The organism is Kitasatospora sp. NPDC058190 (assembly GCF_042883685.1).
In the GTDB taxonomy this organism is placed as follows: domain Bacteria; phylum Actinomycetota; class Actinomycetes; order Streptomycetales; family Streptomycetaceae; genus Kitasatospora.
In genome coordinates this window covers 1-16,104 of record NZ_JBHVVI010000005.1, presented here as the reverse complement: position 1 = coordinate 16,104, position 16,104 = coordinate 1, and the positions used below count along the sequence as shown (strand labels likewise).

General features: G+C 73.2%; 15 protein-coding genes. 6 read left to right on the top strand and 9 right to left on the bottom strand.

The window, feature by feature from the left end; genetic code table 11:
* Positions 1-142: 142 nt before the first annotated feature.
* A complete protein-coding gene (locus tag ACFVWU_RS03325; RefSeq protein ID WP_387614879.1) occupies positions 143-1,045 on the bottom strand; it encodes a menaquinone biosynthetic enzyme MqnA/MqnD family protein in 903 nt (300 codons plus the stop codon).
* Positions 1,046-1,420: 375 nt separating this feature from the next.
* Between ACFVWU_RS03325 and ACFVWU_RS03320 the strand changes: the two genes are divergently transcribed.
* Entirely contained in the window at positions 1,421-1,624 is a 204-nt protein-coding gene (locus ACFVWU_RS03320; RefSeq protein ID WP_188301247.1) for a cold-shock protein, read from the top strand.
* Between the two features lie 217 nt (positions 1,625-1,841).
* Here ACFVWU_RS03320 and ACFVWU_RS03315 read toward each other — a convergent pair whose 3' ends face one another.
* Positions 1,842-3,191 (bottom strand): dicarboxylate/amino acid:cation symporter, encoded by a 1,350-nt coding sequence (locus ACFVWU_RS03315; RefSeq protein ID WP_387614876.1) that lies wholly within the window; start codon positions 3,189-3,191, stop codon positions 1,842-1,844.
* Between the two features lie 449 nt (positions 3,192-3,640).
* Here ACFVWU_RS03315 and ACFVWU_RS03310 point away from each other — a divergent pair, with 449 nt between their 5' ends.
* Positions 3,641-4,849 (top strand): MFS transporter, encoded by a 1,209-nt coding sequence (locus ACFVWU_RS03310; RefSeq protein WP_387614873.1) that lies wholly within the window; start codon positions 3,641-3,643, stop codon positions 4,847-4,849.
* 106 nt (positions 4,850-4,955) lie between these two features.
* On the opposite strand, the gene ACFVWU_RS03305 is transcribed toward ACFVWU_RS03310, so the two are convergent.
* The 4 genes from ACFVWU_RS03305 to ACFVWU_RS03290 form a co-directional block, all read right to left on the bottom strand.
* Positions 4,956-5,957 (bottom strand): LacI family DNA-binding transcriptional regulator, encoded by a 1,002-nt coding sequence (locus tag ACFVWU_RS03305; RefSeq protein WP_387614870.1) that lies wholly within the window; start codon positions 5,955-5,957, stop codon positions 4,956-4,958.
* A 128-nt stretch (positions 5,958-6,085) separates the two neighbouring features.
* A complete protein-coding gene (locus ACFVWU_RS03300) occupies positions 6,086-6,430 on the bottom strand; it encodes a DUF4229 domain-containing protein (protein WP_387614867.1) in 345 nt (114 codons plus the stop codon).
* Between the two features lie 179 nt (positions 6,431-6,609).
* Positions 6,610-7,137, bottom strand: a complete 528-nt coding sequence (locus ACFVWU_RS03295) for a GNAT family N-acetyltransferase (protein ID WP_387614864.1) — start codon at positions 7,135-7,137, stop codon at positions 6,610-6,612.
* Between the two features lie 103 nt (positions 7,138-7,240).
* Positions 7,241-8,572 (bottom strand): MFS transporter, encoded by a 1,332-nt coding sequence (locus ACFVWU_RS03290; RefSeq protein WP_387614861.1) that lies wholly within the window; start codon positions 8,570-8,572, stop codon positions 7,241-7,243.
* Positions 8,573-8,695: 123 nt separating this feature from the next.
* On the opposite strand from ACFVWU_RS03290, the gene ACFVWU_RS03285 reads away from it, so the two are divergent.
* Positions 8,696-9,697 carry a GlxA family transcriptional regulator gene (locus ACFVWU_RS03285; protein WP_387614858.1) on the top strand — a complete coding sequence of 334 codons (1,002 nt, stop codon included), beginning with the start codon at positions 8,696-8,698 and terminating at the stop codon, positions 9,695-9,697.
* Between the two features lie 391 nt (positions 9,698-10,088).
* On the opposite strand, the gene ACFVWU_RS03280 is transcribed toward ACFVWU_RS03285, so the two are convergent.
* On the bottom strand, positions 10,089-10,562 hold the full coding sequence (locus ACFVWU_RS03280) for an ATP-binding protein (protein WP_387614855.1): 474 nt from the start codon (positions 10,560-10,562) through the stop codon (positions 10,089-10,091).
* A 555-nt stretch (positions 10,563-11,117) separates the two neighbouring features.
* On the opposite strand from ACFVWU_RS03280, the gene ACFVWU_RS03275 reads away from it, so the two are divergent.
* Together ACFVWU_RS03275 and ACFVWU_RS03270 are read left to right on the top strand one after the other, a co-directional pair.
* Entirely contained in the window at positions 11,118-11,687 is a 570-nt protein-coding gene (locus ACFVWU_RS03275; RefSeq protein WP_387614852.1) for a sigma-70 family RNA polymerase sigma factor, read from the top strand.
* A gap of 78 nt (positions 11,688-11,765) precedes the next feature.
* The gene (locus ACFVWU_RS03270; RefSeq protein WP_387614850.1) at positions 11,766-12,959 is read left to right on the top strand and encodes a zf-HC2 domain-containing protein; all 1,194 of its coding nucleotides are present in this window, start codon (positions 11,766-11,768) and stop codon (positions 12,957-12,959) included.
* A 6-nt stretch (positions 12,960-12,965) separates the two neighbouring features.
* Here the strand turns inward: ACFVWU_RS03270 and purU are convergent, their stop codons facing one another.
* Both purU and ACFVWU_RS03260 read right to left on the bottom strand, forming a co-directional pair.
* A complete protein-coding gene (gene purU, locus ACFVWU_RS03265; protein ID WP_387614847.1) occupies positions 12,966-13,832 on the bottom strand; it encodes a formyltetrahydrofolate deformylase in 867 nt (288 codons plus the stop codon).
* Between the two features lie 113 nt (positions 13,833-13,945).
* On the bottom strand, positions 13,946-14,461 hold the full coding sequence (locus ACFVWU_RS03260) for a hypothetical protein (RefSeq protein WP_387614844.1): 516 nt from the start codon (positions 14,459-14,461) through the stop codon (positions 13,946-13,948).
* Between the two features lie 173 nt (positions 14,462-14,634).
* Between ACFVWU_RS03260 and ACFVWU_RS03255 the strand changes: the two genes are divergently transcribed.
* Complete coding sequence (locus tag ACFVWU_RS03255; RefSeq protein WP_387614841.1) at positions 14,635-15,936, top strand: ABC transporter substrate-binding protein; 1,302 nt, start codon at positions 14,635-14,637, stop codon at positions 15,934-15,936.
* Positions 15,937-16,104 lie beyond the last annotated feature (168 nt).

Sequence of the window (16,104 nt, the reverse complement as noted above, 5' to 3'; positions counted from 1 at the left end):
GGGCGCCTCCCGCGGGGCCACCCGCCGGACGCGCCTCGGGAGCAGACCGTACCGGGCCGGGCCGACCCCCGGGGGTCGGCCCGTCTCCGGGGCTCCTCTCCGGGGCCCGTCTCTCTCGGCCCGGCTCCCGGGGCCCGGGGAGCTACTGCCCGACCGGCAGTGCCACCGGCTCCAGCAGCTCCACCGCCACGTCCGGCGTGAAGCCGCTGTCGTGCGCGACCCGCCGGGCGAACTCGGCGACCCCGGCCAACTGCCGCTCGCCGAGCGAGAAGTCCAGCGCCTCGCTGAAGTACCGCTCCAGCACGTCCGGTCCGAAGGCCTCCCAGCGGGCGGCCTGCTCGGCGACCTTGGCGGCCTCCACCAACGACAGGTCGCGGGACTCCAGGAAGGCCCGGTGGACGGCCGCGGTCAGCTCGGGGCAGCGCTCGGCGAACTCCCGGCGCACCGCCCAGACCGCGAAGACGAACGGCAGGCCGGTCCACTCCTTCCACATCGCGCCCAGGTCGTGGACGGTCAGCCCGAGGTCGGCGGCCTGCCCGAGGTAGGCACGCAGCGCCGGGTCGCCGATCAGGACGGCGGCGTCGGCCTCGGCCAGCATCGCGCTGAGGTCGGGCGGGCAGCTGAAGTAGTCCGGGCGGACGCCCTCGCGCTCCTCCAGGAGCAGCCGGGCCAGCCGGACGGAGGTGCGGCTGGTGGAGCCGAGGGCGACCCGGCGGCCGTCGAGGTCGGCGAGCGGCACCTTGCTCACGATCAGGCAGGACATCACCGGGCCGTCGCTGCCGACCGCGATGTCGGGCAGGACCAGCAGGTCGGCGGCGTTGCGCAGGTACTCCACGCAGGTGATCGGCCCGATGTCCAGGGAACCCCCGACGAGCTGGTCGCTCAGCTTCTCCGGGGTGTCCTTGGTGAGGTCGAGATCGAGCAGATTGCCGGTCCTGGCGAGACCCCAGTAGAGGGGAACGCAGTTCAGGAACTGAATATGGCCGACCCGCGGCCTGACCGGCGTGTTCTCCTGGGGCTCCCGCGTTTGCGCGTCCGCTGCCACTGCGCCGCTCCCTTGCTGTTCGTGCGCTTCCCCGCAGCGTATGCCCGCTGTTCACGACGGTTCGCACCGGCCACCCGACACGCGCACTCGCGCCCTCAACAGGCCTTCGCGCGCCCGCTCGCAGCCCTCACGACACGCCCCGTCCGCACCGCAAGCGACCCCTGGTCGTCACAGCGACCGCATGCTAGCGTTGCCCTCAGTTGCAGTTTGATTCCCCTTGCAGTACTTGAAGCCTGCGGAGCATGTAACCGCGGGCTTTTTGTAGTTTTTCAGCAATATCGAAAAACTTCGGACTCGTCCGGAGGCAGGGCGATCAGCGCAGCGGACCGGGTGCCACACGGTGTGGCCCCCGACACGCATCGCAAGGAGAACGGCATGGCTCAGGGAACCGTCAAGTGGTTCAACGCTGAGAAGGGCTTCGGTTTCATCGCCCAGGATGGCGGCGGCCCCGACGTCTTCGTCCACTACTCCGCCATCAACGCGAACGGCTTCCGTTCGCTGGAGGAGAACCAGACGGTCACCTTCGACGTCACCCAGGGCCCGAAGGGTCCGCAGGCAGAGAACGTCACCGCTGTCTGAGCATCCTCTGATGTTCTGATCGCTCGGGACCCCTACGGGTCCGCCGGCGGCTCCCGACAGCCGTCACCATGAGCACAAGAGCAACACCCAAGGGGGCCTGCCCATCGCGGCGGGCCCCCTGCCTTTTCCCCGCACCCTCCCCCGCCGGGAGAGCACGGCGAAGGGCCTGCCCCCACACCTTCCGGTGCGGGGGCAGGCCCTTTTCGTACGACTGCGGTCAGGCCGCGACCGGAGCCTTCGCGCCGGCCTGCGCCGGGGCGGCGGCCGACGGCGCGTCCTCCCCGTACAGGTCACCGGAGGGGTTGTTGTACGCGTCGGTGTCCAGGATCTTCTCCCGCGCCGCGACCAGCACCGGCACCAGCGCCTGCCCGGCGACGTTCGTCGCGGTGCGCATCATGTCCAGGATCGGGTCGATGGCGAGCAGCAGGCCGACGCCCTCCAGCGGCAGGCCCAGGGTGGACAGGGTCAGCGTCAGCATGACGATCGCACCGGTGAGGCCCGCGGTCGCGGCCGAGCCGACCACCGAGACGAAGGCGATCAGGACGTAGTCCTTGATGCCGAGCTCGATGTTGTAGACCTGGGCGACGAAGATCGCGGCGACCGCCGGGTAGATCGCGGCGCAGCCGTCCATCTTGGTGGTGGCGCCGAACGGGACGGCGAAGGAGGCGTACTCGCCGGGGACGCCGAGGCGCTCGGTGACGCGGCGGGTGACCGGCAGGGTGCCGACCGAGGAGCGCGAGACGAAGGCCAGCTGGATCGCGGGCCAGGCGCCCTTGAAGAAGTGCAGCGGGTTGAGGCCGGCGGCGAAGCGCAGCAGCAGCGAGTAGACGACGAACAGCACCAGCGCGCAGCCGACGTAGATGTCCAGGGTCAGCGTGGCGAAGGGCTTGAGCAGGTCCCAGCCGTACTTGGCGACGGACTTGCCGATCAGGCCGAGGGTGCCGAGCGGCGAGAGCCGGATGACCCACCACAGGGCGGTCTGGGTCAGCTCCAGCACGGACTCGCTGAGCTTGAGGACCGGCTCCGCCTTGGCGCCGAGCTTGATGATCGCGGCGCCGACCACGACCGCCATGAAGACGATCTGCAGCACGTTCACCTTGGCGAAGGCGTCGACGATGTTGGTCGGGAAGATCCCGGTCAGGAAGTCGACCCAGGTGCCCTTGGAGTCGAGCGCCTTGAGGCCCTCGGTCTTCAGGTTGGTGCCCTGGCCGGGGTTGGTCAGCAGGCCCAGGCCCAGGCCGATGGCGACCGCGATCAGCGAGGTGATCATGAACCAGAGCAGCGTGCGGGTGGCCAGCCGGGCCGCGTTGGTGACGCCCCGCAGGTTGGCGACGCTCACCACGATCGCGGTGAACACCAGCGGCGGGACGGCCAGCTTGAGCAGCTGGACGAAGATCTTGCCGATCGTCTCCAGGGTGGTGGCCAGCCAGGAGATGTCGGCGGCACGGGCCAGGTAGCCGAGGCCGACGCCGAGCACGAGGCCGGCGACGATCTGCACCCAGAACGGTGTCTTGCGGATGCGGGCGAGCACGGACGGCGACGAGGTCGCCTCGGGCGCTGTGGACATGGGGGTGCGGCTCCGGGGGAGGGCGTTGCTGACGGTGGGGTGTGGGGCGGAGGAGGCGGCACGACACGGGGCCGGATGTGAGGAGGTCACGGACCCCGTTCAGGGGCGTGCCGCCGGAATACAGCTCATGGCGCGACAACGGCGCGGGCTGTCCACAGCACCGGTCAGAGCGCACGGGCGGGCGGCGCCGGGCAGCGGGCCCGGGCCGTGCATCCGCAGTGCGTCTGAGGTGGTCACGGTCGACACGTTAGCAGTAAAGGTTTGAGATGTTCAAAGTAGTTGTTTGAGATCGGGCCACCCCTCGACATGCCGCGAGGACGAGCTCCGGACACGAACGACGCTGACACCCCATCAGGCGCACCCTCCGGCCGGATTGACCGCACGGCAGTTATACGTATAACTTTGACAGCGTCCCCGCCCTCCCCTGCCCTGACCGGAGAAGAGCACCGATGGGCTACCTCGCCCTGCTTCGAGCCCCGCACGTCACCCGACTCCTGCTCGGCACCCTGCTCGGCCGCATGCCCGCCGGAATGACCGCCCTGGTGATCGCCCTCGCCCTGCGCGACGCCGGAGTCCCGTACAGCCGGATCGGCCTGGCCACCGCCGCCTACGCGATCTCCGCCGCCGTCGGCGGACCGGTGCTCGGGCGGATCGTGGACCGCACCGGACAGCCCCGCGTCCTGCTCGCCTCCGCCGTGGTGGCCGGCGGCGGGTACGCGCTGCTCGCCCTCGACCCCGGCTCCCCGGTCGCCGCGCCCCTCGGCGCCGCCATAGCCGGCCTCGCCATGCCCCCGCTGGAGCCCTGCCTGCGCTCGCTCTGGCCGGACGTGGTCGAGGAGGAACAGCTCGACACCGCGTACGCCTTCGACTCCGCCTCCCAGCAGATCCTCTACGTGGCCGGACCGCTGGCCGTCGCCGGCATCGCCGGCCTGTTCAGCCCAGTCGCCGCACTCTGGGTCGCCGCCGGACTCGGACTGGCCGGCGCGCTGATCGTCGCCACCGCCGCACCGGCCCGCGCCTGGCGCGCCCCCGCCCGCGAACAGTCCGCCGGACTGCTCGGACCGCTCCGCTCCCCCGGCCTGGTCCTGCTGCTGATCGGCCTGGCCGGCGCCGGCTGGGCGGTCGGCGCGCAGAACGTGCTCTTCATCGCCTACGCCGAACAGCACACCGGCGAACTGCCGGGCGGCGGCGGCACCCTGCTGGCACTGGCCGCCCTCGGCGGCCTGCTCGGCGCGCTCGCCTACGGCGTGATCGACTGGCGCCGGACCACCGCGACCCGCACCTGGATGATGGCCCTCGCGATGGCCGCCTCCTACCTCCCGCTGGTGACACTGCCCGGCCCGTACCCGATGGCCGCCCTGGCCTTCCTCTCCGGGATCGTGCTCGCCCCGCTGCTCGCGGCCGCCTTCGTCCTGGTCGCCGAACTGGCACCGACCGGCACCGTGACCGAGGCCTTCGCCTGGCTGGTGACCCTCTTCGCCACCGGCAACTCACTCGGCTACGCCGTCTCCGGCCACCTCGCCGAAGACTCCCTCCGCTCCGTGGCCCTCTGCGCGGCCGGCGGCATCGCCCTCGGCGGCCTGCTGCTCTTCGGCGCCCGGGGCTGGTTCCGCACCACCCCGGTCGCCGCACCCCCGCAGCCCGTCCCGGTGGGCTGACCCACCCCACGAACGACTGCGCCCGCCGGGGTCTGGCCGGCGGGCGCAGTCCTTTCGCCGCAGGCGTACCCGATCGGCCCGGTACGACCAGGGCCCCGACGTCGCGTCAGGACGCGGCGGGCACGGGGGCGGTCGAGGAACGCAGCACCAGCGAGGTGGCCAGCGGCGCGACCGGCTCCGCCCGCTCCCCGCGCAGCAGTCCGGCCAGCGCGGCCGCGCCCACCCGGCCCAGTTCCTCGCCGGGCAGGTCGACGGTGGTCAGCGGCGGGGCGAGCAGTCCGGAGACCGCGACGTTGTCCATGCCGACCACGGACAGGTCGTCCGGCACCCGCAACCCCCGCTCGGCGGCGGCCTGGTAGACCCCGGAGGCGACCACGTCGTCGTCGCAGATCACCGCGCGCGGACGGTCCGCCCGCTCCAGCAGCTCACCGGCCACGCTCCGCGCGGCGGCATACCCCTCGTTCAGGCTCACGCCCAACTCCACGACGTCCAGCCCCAGTTCGCGCACCGCCTGCTCGAAGGCGGCCTGCCGGACCCGGAAGGTGTACGCGGCGTGGGTGGAGCGCAGGTGACCGATCCGGCGGTGGCCGAGGGCGGCCAGGTGCTCCACGGCCGCGCGCATCCCGCCGGCCACGTCGAGCTCCACGGTCGGGCGCGCCCGGTCGGTACCGGGGTCGGCGTCCAGGAAGACGGCGGGGGTGTCGGCGGGCAGCTCGCCGAGCTGGCTGTCGTCCGGGGAGCAGATCAGCAGGCCGTCGAAGCGGCCGGCGGTGGCGGCCTCGGCGAGGGTGGCGCTGCCCCAGCCGGAGCTGACCACGACCGCCAGGCCGTGCCGGCCGGCCTCGTGGTGGACGCCCTCCAGCACCCGGCCGAAGAACGGCCCCTGCAGATTGGGCACGGCCAGCATGATCATCCCGCTGCGGCCCAGCCGCAGCTGGCGGCCGGCCGCCTGCGGGCGGTAGCCGAGGCTGCGGGCGGCCTCCCGGACCCGCGCCCGGGTGGCCTCGGAGACCCGGCGGCCGGCCTCCGCTCCGGAGAAGACCAGTGAGACGGTGGCCTGCGAGACCCCGGCGAGCCGGGCCACGTCCCGCCCGGTGGGTCGGCGCACGGGGGCCGGCCAGGTCCCGCTCCCACTCCCGGCGGGCCGATCGGCGTCAGGCCGATCGGCGTCAGCGGGCCGGTCGGCGGCGGCGCGGGGATCGGCGGGCACGGCGGACGGCGGTCTCAGGGCGGGGGTCAGTTCTTGCCGGCGGCGGCCGCGCGGGCGGCCTCGTCCGCGGCGTCCTCCTCGGCGTTCTGCACGGCGATCCGCTCGGCGGTACGGCTGCGCATCCCGGCGACCTTGGTGGTGATCTGGGTGGACATCTCGTCGCGCTGCTTGCTCAGCAGCACGTAGCTCAGCGGCGCGGAGGCCACCGCGGCCAGCAGGAACAGGAAGATCGTCCCGGCCTGCCCGCTGACCGGGATGATCTGGAAGTGCCCGAGCAGCAGGGCCACCAGCAGGCAGCCCAGGAAGATGCTGACCCGCATGGAGGTGTAGCGGAGCGTGGCGTGCGACTTCTGCGGGCCGTTGCTGCTCACTGGGACACATCCTTCTGGGTTCGGGCCGGGGCGGGTCTTCCAGTCAAGCATGCCTGACGGCCGGCGCGGGCTGGGCCCCTCCTGCCCGAAGGCGGGCAAGGCTGGGCCCCTCCCGCCCGAAGGCGGGCAAGGAGGGCGGGTCCGCCGTCCACGGCCGTCGCGCCCCGCCCGGGGCCGGGTCAGCGCAGATCGAGCCACATGGTGATGTCGTCGCGGTCGTCGCCGGGGGCGACCCGGATCGCGGCCGGCACCCGGCCGACCTCGCGGTAGCCGCTGCGGCCGTAGAAACCCTCCAACCCCTGGCCGCCGCGCGCGGTCAGCCGCAGCGACTGCAGGCCCCACTCCCGGGCGACCCGCTCGGCCTCGGCGAGCAGCCGGGCACCGTGGCCGAGGCCCTGGAAGTCGGGATGCACCATGACCCGCTTGAGCATCCGCCAGTGCTCCATCAGCTCGAAGCGCATCGACGCGAAGAACAGCACCCCGACCAGCCGCCCGGTCGCGCTCTCGTGCGCGACCAGCAGCCGGTCGGGGCCCTCCGGGGCGACCCCGGCGAACTGGCGTTCGGCGGTGTCCCAGACCTCGTCCTCGGTGACCGGCGCCACGAAGCCGACCGCGCCGCCGGCGTTGGTCACGTCCGTCCACAGCCGCACCACGGCGGTGCGCAGGTCGGGGTCGAGCTTCGGGTCCAGGGTGAAGGTGAGCGCCATGATGCGGAGCCTAGACCTCCACTCGAACACACCAGCGAACAGGCTTCCGGGAACGAGCCGCGGCGAACGGACCGCCGCGGACACGCCGCCGCGGACCGGCCCCTTACGACAGGGCCGGCACCGCCCGCTCCGTCGGCCGCCCGGTGCGCAGCGCCAGGCAGAGCCCGACCGCGATCGCGCACAGCGCGCCGGCGCCGTACCAGGTGAGGTCGTAGTTCCCGAGCGCGTCGCGGGCCAGGCCGGCCAGCCCGGCGACGACGGCCGCGCCGATCTGGTGGGCGGCGAGCACCCAGCCGAAGACGATCGGGGCGTCCTCGCCGAAGTGCCGGCGGCACAGCGCGACGGTCGGCGGCACGGTGGCCACCCAGTCCAGGCCGTAGAAGACCACGAAGGCGAGGATCGGCGGCTGGAGCGAGCCGGCGAGCAGCTGCGGCAGCAGGAGCAGGGACAGGCCGCGCAGCCCGTAGTAGACGGTGAGCAGCAGCCGGGAGTCGACCCGGTCGGTGAGCCAGCCGCTGAACACGGTGCCGGCCACGTCGAACAGGCCGATCAGGGCGAGCAGGCTCGCGGCGGTGGTGACCGGCATGCCGTGGTCGTGCGCGGCCGGGATGAAGTGGGTGCCGACCAGTCCTGCGGTGGTGGCGCCGCAGATCGCGAAGGAGCCGGCCAGCAGCCAGAACGGCCGGGTCCGGGCGGCGTCGCGCAGCACCCTCAGCGAACGGGCCAGCGCGCGGCCGTCGTTGACGGGGGCGGGCGGGGCCTCGGTCGCGCCGTACGGGAGCAGGCCGATGTCGGCGGGCCGCTCGCGCATCAGCAGCAGGACGGGCACGGCGACGGCGCAGGCGGCGAGCGAGACCACGACCACGGCCGCGCGCCAGCCGTGCCGCTCGACCAGCCAGGCGCCGACCGGCAGGAAGACCAGGTTGCCCGCGGCGCCGGCGGCGGTGAGCACCCCGGTGACCAGGCCCTGGCGGGCCTGGAACCAGCGGCCGGTGATGGTGGTGGCGAAGGCTCCGGCCATCGAGCCGCTGCCGAGGCCGACCAGCACGCCCCAGCAGAGCACCAGTTGCCAGGGCTGGCGCATCAGCATGGTGAGTCCGGCGCCGACCGAGATGGTCAGCAGGGCGCAGACCACCACCAGGCGCACGCCGAAACGGTCCATCAGGGCGGCGGCGAAGGGAGCCGTGAGGCCGTACAGGGTGAGGTTGACGGAGGTGGCGCTGGAGATCGTCCCGAGCGACCACCCGAACTCGTTGTGCAGGGCGTCCATCATCAGGCTGGGCGTGGAGCGGAAGCCCGCCGAGCCGAGCAGGACGAGCAGGGCGACGCCGGCCACCACCCAGGCGTAGTGCACCCGGGGGCGCTGGGCGGGGGTGGGCCGGTCGGGATCGGATGCGGCGGCGGGAGTGGGGGCGAGGGCGCTGCGTTCGGTCACGCGGAAGAGTTTCCCGAGCCTCCGGTTCCCGAACGAGTGGCCTGAATGACAGCTTTCGCAAGAATCGGGCCACCGGTCCGGCGTACCCTGGCCCGGACCCATCGACCGGCGGAAGGAAACGGCATGGCGCACCTGGTCGCGGTACTGGCGCTGGAGGGCGTGATCGCCTTCGAACTCGGCATCCCCGCCCGGATCTTCGGCACCGCCAGGGACGGCGAGGGGCGGCCGTACTACCAGGTGGCCACCTGCACGGTGGACGGCGGGCCGGTCGGCACCAGCACGGACTTCCGGATCGCGGTCGACCACGGCCCCGAACTGCTGGAGCGGGCCGACACGGTGGTGATCCCGGCCTCCCACGACGCCGGCCCGGACGGCGTCGACGCCGCCCTCACCCCCGAACTGGCCGCCGCGCTGCGCCGGATCCGGCCCGGCACCCGGCTGATGTCGATCTGCACCGGCTCGTTCCTGCTGGCCGCCGCCGGCCTGCTGGACGGCCGTCCGGCGACCACCCACTGGAGCTACACCGACCGCTTCGCCCGGATGTACCCGCAGGTGAGGCTCGACCCGGACGTGCTCTACACCGACGACGGCGACCTCCTCACCTCCGGCGGGGTGGCCGCCGGGGTGGACCTGTGCCTGCACGTGGTGCGCCGCGACCACGGCAGCGCGGTGGCCAACGCGGTGGCCCGGGCCTGCCTGGTGCCGCCGTGGCGCGACGGCGGCCAGAAGCAGTACGTGGAGGCCCCGAGCCCGGTGGAGACCGGCGGCTTCAGCACCACCGCCGTCCGCGCCTGGGTGCTGGAGCACCTGGACGAGCCGCTGCCGCTGCGCCAACTCGCCGACCGGGCGGGCATGAGCGTACGGACCTTCACCCGGCGCTTCCGCGAGGAGACCGGCGCCAGCCCCGGCCAGTGGATCACCACCCAGCGCACCGAGCGGGCCCGTCAGCTGCTGGAGCGCACCGACCTGACGATCGACCAGGTCGCCCGGGAGTCCGGATTCGGCACCGCCGCCTCGCTGCGGCTGCAGCTGCGCGGCCGCCTGGACGTGGCCCCGAGCACCTACCGGCGCACCTTCCGGACCATCCCGGCCGAGGCGGGACCGGAGGTGCGGCGCGCATCCTGAGTGAAGCCTGGGAGAAGACTGGCGGCTGGCCTGAATTCGCCGTTCCCGGAGGGCGCCACGGACGGCGGCCGACCGCGCGCACCCCGAGCGCAGCGTGGCAGGCCGCCATCCGATCGCGACGCGCGGGCCCTGAACCCGCGCCGCGGCCTCCGCACTCGCCGAGGAAAGGCCCGCGACCGGCGGTCCACGGTCCCCCCTGCTGGCGCGATCCCCCTGAACAGCAGCACCGTGGCGGCGGACGGACATCCCCTCGGCGTCCCCTCGCAACGGAGAGCCGCACCCAAGCGTGATCAGTCGGATACGTCACGTCAATGGGTAGTCCGAAATTCGGAATGGTTGCGTCACCTTTCGGCCGGTGATCGGCACCGGCCGGGGACCGCACCGAAAGCCGCTATTGCGCCAAAGCCGCCCAGTCCGCGCCCTCCAGCGGATCGGCCGGGCGGGCGTCCGCGCCGATCTCGCACCAGACCCGCTTGCCCGAGCCGTCCGGGTACCAGCCCCAGCGCTCGCAGAGCAGCTCGACCAGTTCCAGGCCCCGCCCGTTGGTGGCGTCCTCGTCCGCCCCGGCGTGCCGCGGGGCCGGGGCGGCCTGACTCGCGTCGGCCACCTCCACCCGTAGCGGGCCGGCCGGACCGTCCTGCGCCGCGTCGTCGGCCAGCGGCAGACAGAGTCTCAGCACGGCCGGACAGCCGGTGTGCACCACGGCGTTGGTCACCAGCTCCGAGACCACCAGCACCACCGTCTCGGCGATCGGCTCGTCCGGGTCCACGCCGTGGTTCAGCAGCCGCGAGCGCACCCACCGACGGGCCCGGCCGACCTCGGCGGGGTCCGCCTGCACCGCAAGCTGTACCTGAAGAACCTGCACCGCTCCACCACCCGCACTCGCAGTTCGGCCATCGTCCCGATCGGGCCGGATCGGCCTGCGGCCCTCGCACATCGCCCGGTGCCACCCGAGGCTCACCCGGGCGCTCGCCGCCCCGTCCGCCCGGCACCGACTCGTCCGCGCCAACTCGTCGGTCGCGCACCGGCCGCGACACGAATACGCCTCAGGATGGGTGGGCGGGCGGACCGCAGCAAGCGCTTCGGGCATATTCCGGCGATCGGGGGACAGGGCAGTGCATACTGTCCCGTTCACTCTCGCGAGCCTCGCACCGGCACTCGTCCGACCCGGGCCGGCCTGCCGGTCCTCCAGGCGGGAACCTACCGCCGGACACCCCCCGCACCCCGCCCGCCACTCGCGAACCACCCGTGCGACATATGTCCAGCTGATCTCGAACGGCGCCGTCGGCGGACCGTCCCACGAGCGGACCGTCCCACCATGTGACGATCCACCGGACGTTGCCGGATTCCCTCCCGCCACGAACCGGCCACGGGATACCGTTGGGTAACGCCAGCGAACCGGGCAGGAGGGTGGTTCCCGATGGCCACCCCTGACCGCACTCCGCGCTGGGACGAGCAGTTGCAGCGGCGCCTCGCCCGCGGCGAGGAGACCGCGCTCGGCGAACTCTACGACCAGCTCGCGCCGATGGTGCACGGCCTGGCCGGGCGGGTACTCGCCGACCAGGCGGCCGCCGCCCAGCTCACCCGGGAGATATTCGCCCACGTCTGGGAACACCCCGAGGACTTCGACCCCGCCCAGGGCTCGCTGCGCTCCTGGCTCGGCGCGCTCACCCACCGCCGCGCGGTCGAGCGGCTGCGGGCGCGGCGCGCCGCCGAGTGGACCGGGGGCGGCGGCTCCGGCGCGGCCGAGGAGGAGATCCGCGCCGTGGCCACCGCCGCACGCGTGCAGTACGTGGTCGACTCCCTGCCGCAACCCCTGCGTGAGACCATCGCGGTGACGTACTACGACGGGCGCACCTACCAGGAGACGGCCCGGATGCTCGGCATCGGCGAGCAGGCCGCCAAGCAGCGGATGCGGCTCGGCCTGGAGCTGCTGGCCACCGAACTGGCCGACGAGCGCGCCCGCCAGGACGAGGACGGGAACAGGTGACGTGAGCGAGCGGAGCGAGCGAACCATCAAAAGGTGCCCGTCTCGCGAAGCGACCGCCGAGCGCAGCGAGGTGGGGGCATGAGCGAGGAGCAGCACGACGCCCAGCGCTCGCTGCTCGGCGCCTGGGCCCTCGGTGCCTGCCCGCCGCGCGAGGCCGCCGAGTTGGAGCAGCACCTGCGCGACTGCCCGGAGTGCGCCCGGGAGGCGGCCCGGCTGCGCGACGCGGCCGGCTGGCTCTCCCTGGACGAGCCGCTGGACCAGCCGGGCTCACTGCGCCAGCAGGTGCTGGACTGGTGCCTGGCCCGCCGCCCGGCCGAACTCCCCGTCCCCGCCTGGGGGATGCCGTACACCGCGGAGACCGCCAAGCTCGACGCGCTGCTGCGCGACCTCGGCCCGGAGGAGTGGCAGGAGGTGGCCGAACTGCCGTGGCACGGCGGCACCGAGCGGCTGCGCCCGGCCGAGGTGCTGGGCCGGCTGACCGCCGTGGACGGCGTGCTGGCGCTCGCGCTCGGCCTGCCCGACCCGGTGCCGGCCACCGCGGCTGCGCCCGTCCCGCCCGCCGAGCGCCGGGTGCCGCCGCAGGAGACGGCCGTCCCGGCGCCGCGGGTCCCGCCGCAGGGCGGCCCGTACACCGCGCTCACCGCGCGCGCCGCACGGCTGCTCGCCGACCAGTCCGGCCTGCCGCCGCAGTCGGTGCGCTCCAGGTGGCGGCGGCAGACCCACGACCTGGTGCGCGGTGCCGCGCTCGCCCCGCAGGGCAGCGCCCCGGTCGACCTCGGCTTCGCGGTGCTGCCGCTGCGCGACGCCTTCGTGGACCGTGCCCTGGAGTGCTACGTGCACGGCGAGGACGTGGCCCGCGCGGTCGCCTACCCGTACGACCCGCCGGCCCCGCAGCACCTGCGGCAGATGGTGGAGCTGGTGGTCCGGCTGCTCCCCCGGGCGCTGGCCGGGCTGCGCGCGGCGCGCCCCGAGCACGCCGGGAGGCCGGGTGCGCCGGCCGGGAGCCCGACGACCGACGGCGCGGTGGGCGGCCGACGGCTGCGGCTGGTGGTGGACGGTCCGGCGGCCGGCGAGTGGCTGGTGCCGCTGGACGGTCCGGAGGCCGGGCCGCCCGGCGGGGAGCCGGTGGCCTCGATGGTGCTGGACGGCCTGGAGCTGTGCCAGTTGGCCGCCGCGCACCGCGATCCGGACCGGCTGCCGGTGGGCGAGCACGGCGACCGGGCCGCGGTGCGCGAGGTGCTGCACGCGCTGCCGCTGCTCTCGCGGCCGTAGCCGGGACTACGCGAAGACGACCGTACGGGTGCCGTCCAGCAGCACCCGGTGCTCGCTGTGCCACTTGACCGCGCGGGCCAGCGCCTGGCACTCGACGTCCCGGCCGAGCGCGACCAGCTGGTCCGGGCTGACGTCGTGGGTGACCCGGGCCACCTCCTGCTCGATGATCGGGCCCTCGTCGAGGTCGGCGGTGACGTAGTGCGCGGTGGCGCCGATCAGCTTCACGCCGCGGGCGTGCGCCTGGTGGTACGGCTTGGCGCCCTTGAAGCTCGGCAGGAAGGAGTGGTGGATGTTGATCACCCGGCCGGACAGCTCGGTGCACAGCTGGTCGGAGAGCACCTGCATGTAGCGGGCCAGCACGACCAGTTCGACGTCCTCCTTGGCGACCAGGTCCAGCAGCTGCTGCTCGGCCTCGGCCTTGGTGTCCCTGGTGACCGGGATGTGGTGGAACGGGATGCCGTAGCTCTCGGTCAGGTCCCGCAGGTCGGTGTGGTTGGAGACCACCGCGGCGATCTCCACCGGCAGCGCGCCGATCCGGGTGCGGTAGAGCAGGTCGTTCAGGCAGTGCCCGAACTTGCTGACCATCAGGATGATCCGCATCCGCTGCTCGGTCGGGTGGATCTGCCAGTCCATCCCGAAGGAGGCGCCGATCGCGGCGAAGCTGGCCCGCAGCTTGTCGGCGGTGACCGGCTCGGGGGCGGAGAAGTGCACCCGCATGAAGAACAGGCCGCTGTCCCCGTTCCCGAACTGCTGGCTGTCGATGATGTTGCAGCCGGTCATGAAGAGGTAGCTGGAGACAGCGTGGACGATGCCCTGCTTGTCGGGGCAGGACAGCGTGAGGACGTACTGGGCGCTGACCGGCTGCTGTTCCACTGGGGATATCCCGTCCTGATGTCGTACGTGGGTGAATGGTCCAGCGTGTCACATCCTGGACAGTCGCCGCCCCGCTGCCCGAACTGCGGGACGGCGCTGCCCGACGGACGGCCTCAGACCTGGGTGAGGATGCGCAGCACGTCCAGCGACTTGGGCGCCGCGTCCGGGTCGTCCCCGTCGCCGACGGCCAGCGCGACGTGCGCCTCCCGGGCGGCCCGGACGGTCTCCGGCCAGCCGGGGTGGCCGAGGTAGGCGGAGGCCGGGGCGTCCGCGCCGACCTCGTGCAGCATCTGCACCGCGCGCAGCACCGCGACGTCGACCAGGGCGGCCTCGGCGGAGTCGCGGAACATCGTGCCCACGTACTTCTCGGCCGACCAGCGGTCCAGCCAGGTGTCCTCGACCAGCCGGTAGACGGCGTCGGTCACGTCCCCGTACCCCTCGCGGCCGGCCAGCCAGGTCTCCTGCTGGAAGCCGGGGTCGGACAGCATGTGCAGCGCCGAGCGCAGTCGCGCTCGCCAGCGCCACCAGGGCAGGTCGTTGAGGGGCATGCCGCCCATCGTGCTGGAGCGGTGGCCCGGACGAGAAGGGTTTCGGGCAGACCTGTGCGAAGAATCTGTGCTGGCGGACATGGTGAACGATCGTACGTTCCCCGTCTGTTCGTGCTCCACTCGCGATCTACACGCGTACCTCTTCGGATTTCAGCTCCCGTTTGCCGAACGTTCGCATTTCGGCCCTCTCGGCTTGTGGCTCCGGGGCTTGGCTGGTTCCGGTGCGCCGGATGGCGCCCAGAGAGGGAAGACCGATGACCAGCCGAAGGGACTCGTTCCGGGCCCGTCCCCCGATCGCCCGACGTCGCCGTCGGCGCCCGATCGCCGCCGCGGTGACCGCCGCGGTGCTGCTCCCCACTCTCTTCTCGGCCTCCGCGTGCGGCGGATCGGCGGACGCCTCCAGCAGTGCCGACGAGTTGACCGTGATGACCTGGGCCCCGTCCGACACCGGCTCGGCGGACCGGCCCGGCATGACCGCGCTCGCCGAGGCGATCGGCCAGGACGTCAACATCAAGGGCGGGTTAAACGGCCACCGGCTGCACGTGATCACCTGCAACGAGCACAACCGGGCGGACGGCGCCAAGGCCTGCGCCCAGCAGGCGGTGGACGCCAAGGCGGTCGCCGTGATCGGCTCCTACAGCCAGTGGGGCGACGCCTTCATGCCGGTGCTGGAGCGCGCCGGCATCCCGCTGATCGGCGGGTACGGCCTCTCCCAGCCCGAGTTCTCCAGCCCACTGTCCTACCCGGTGGACGGCGGGATGCCCGCGCTGATCGCCGGCAGCGGCCGCCAGCTGGTCGACGCCGGCTGCAAGGCCGTCTCGCTGGTCCGCCCGGACACCCCGGCCGGTGACAACCTGCTCGGCTACCTGGGCAACGCGCTCAAGCCGGCCGGGATCAAGCTGCTGGACGTCAAGACGCCCGAGCAGTCCTCGGACTACAGCCAGTGGGTCCGCAAGGCGATCGGCAGGGACGAGCCGGGCAACTGCATCACCAGCGCCCTGGCCGCCGAGCCGACCGGCAACCTGCTGGACTCCTACCGGCGGCAGAACCCGAAGAACACCCGGATCGCCTCGGTGATCGGCAGCGTCCAGCAGTCGGTGGTCGACTCCACCGGCGGCGACTCCGGCCCGCTGTCCGGCGCGTTCGTCACCAGCTGGTACCCGCCGGAGTCGGCCAAGGTCTGGGACGGGCTGCGCGGGGTGGTGCGCTCCGACACCACCGGCGGGCGGCCCATCGACGTCTCCGACCCCGGCGTGCAGACCACCTGGGTCGCCTACGAGGTGTTCCGGTCGGTGTCCGAGAAGCTGTCGGCGGCCGGCAAGCCGGTCACCGCGAAGTCGATCACCGCGCTGCTGGACAGCGGCGAGGGCATCGACGTGGGCCTCACCCCGCCGCTGAACTGGGGCACCACCAACATGCTGCCCAGCACCGAGTCGCCGCGGCTGGTGAACACCTGGGTCACCTACCAGGTGGTCAAGAACGGCCGGATGACCCTGCAGCAGCCGGGCTTCGTCGACGTCCGCTGGGTGCTCACCGGGGGCCGCCCCCCGGCCTGACCAGCGAACCCGGCTGTTGACTCGCCCGCTCGCCTCCGGGCCGCTCCGACCCGATGCCGACGGTCGGCGCTCCGGCGCTCGTGCCTCGCTGGTCGCTTCTCCCTTTCGGCACCGGCGCGGCCCTTTGGCTCGGGGCGGGACTCGCCCGCTCGCCTTGGCGCTCGGGGC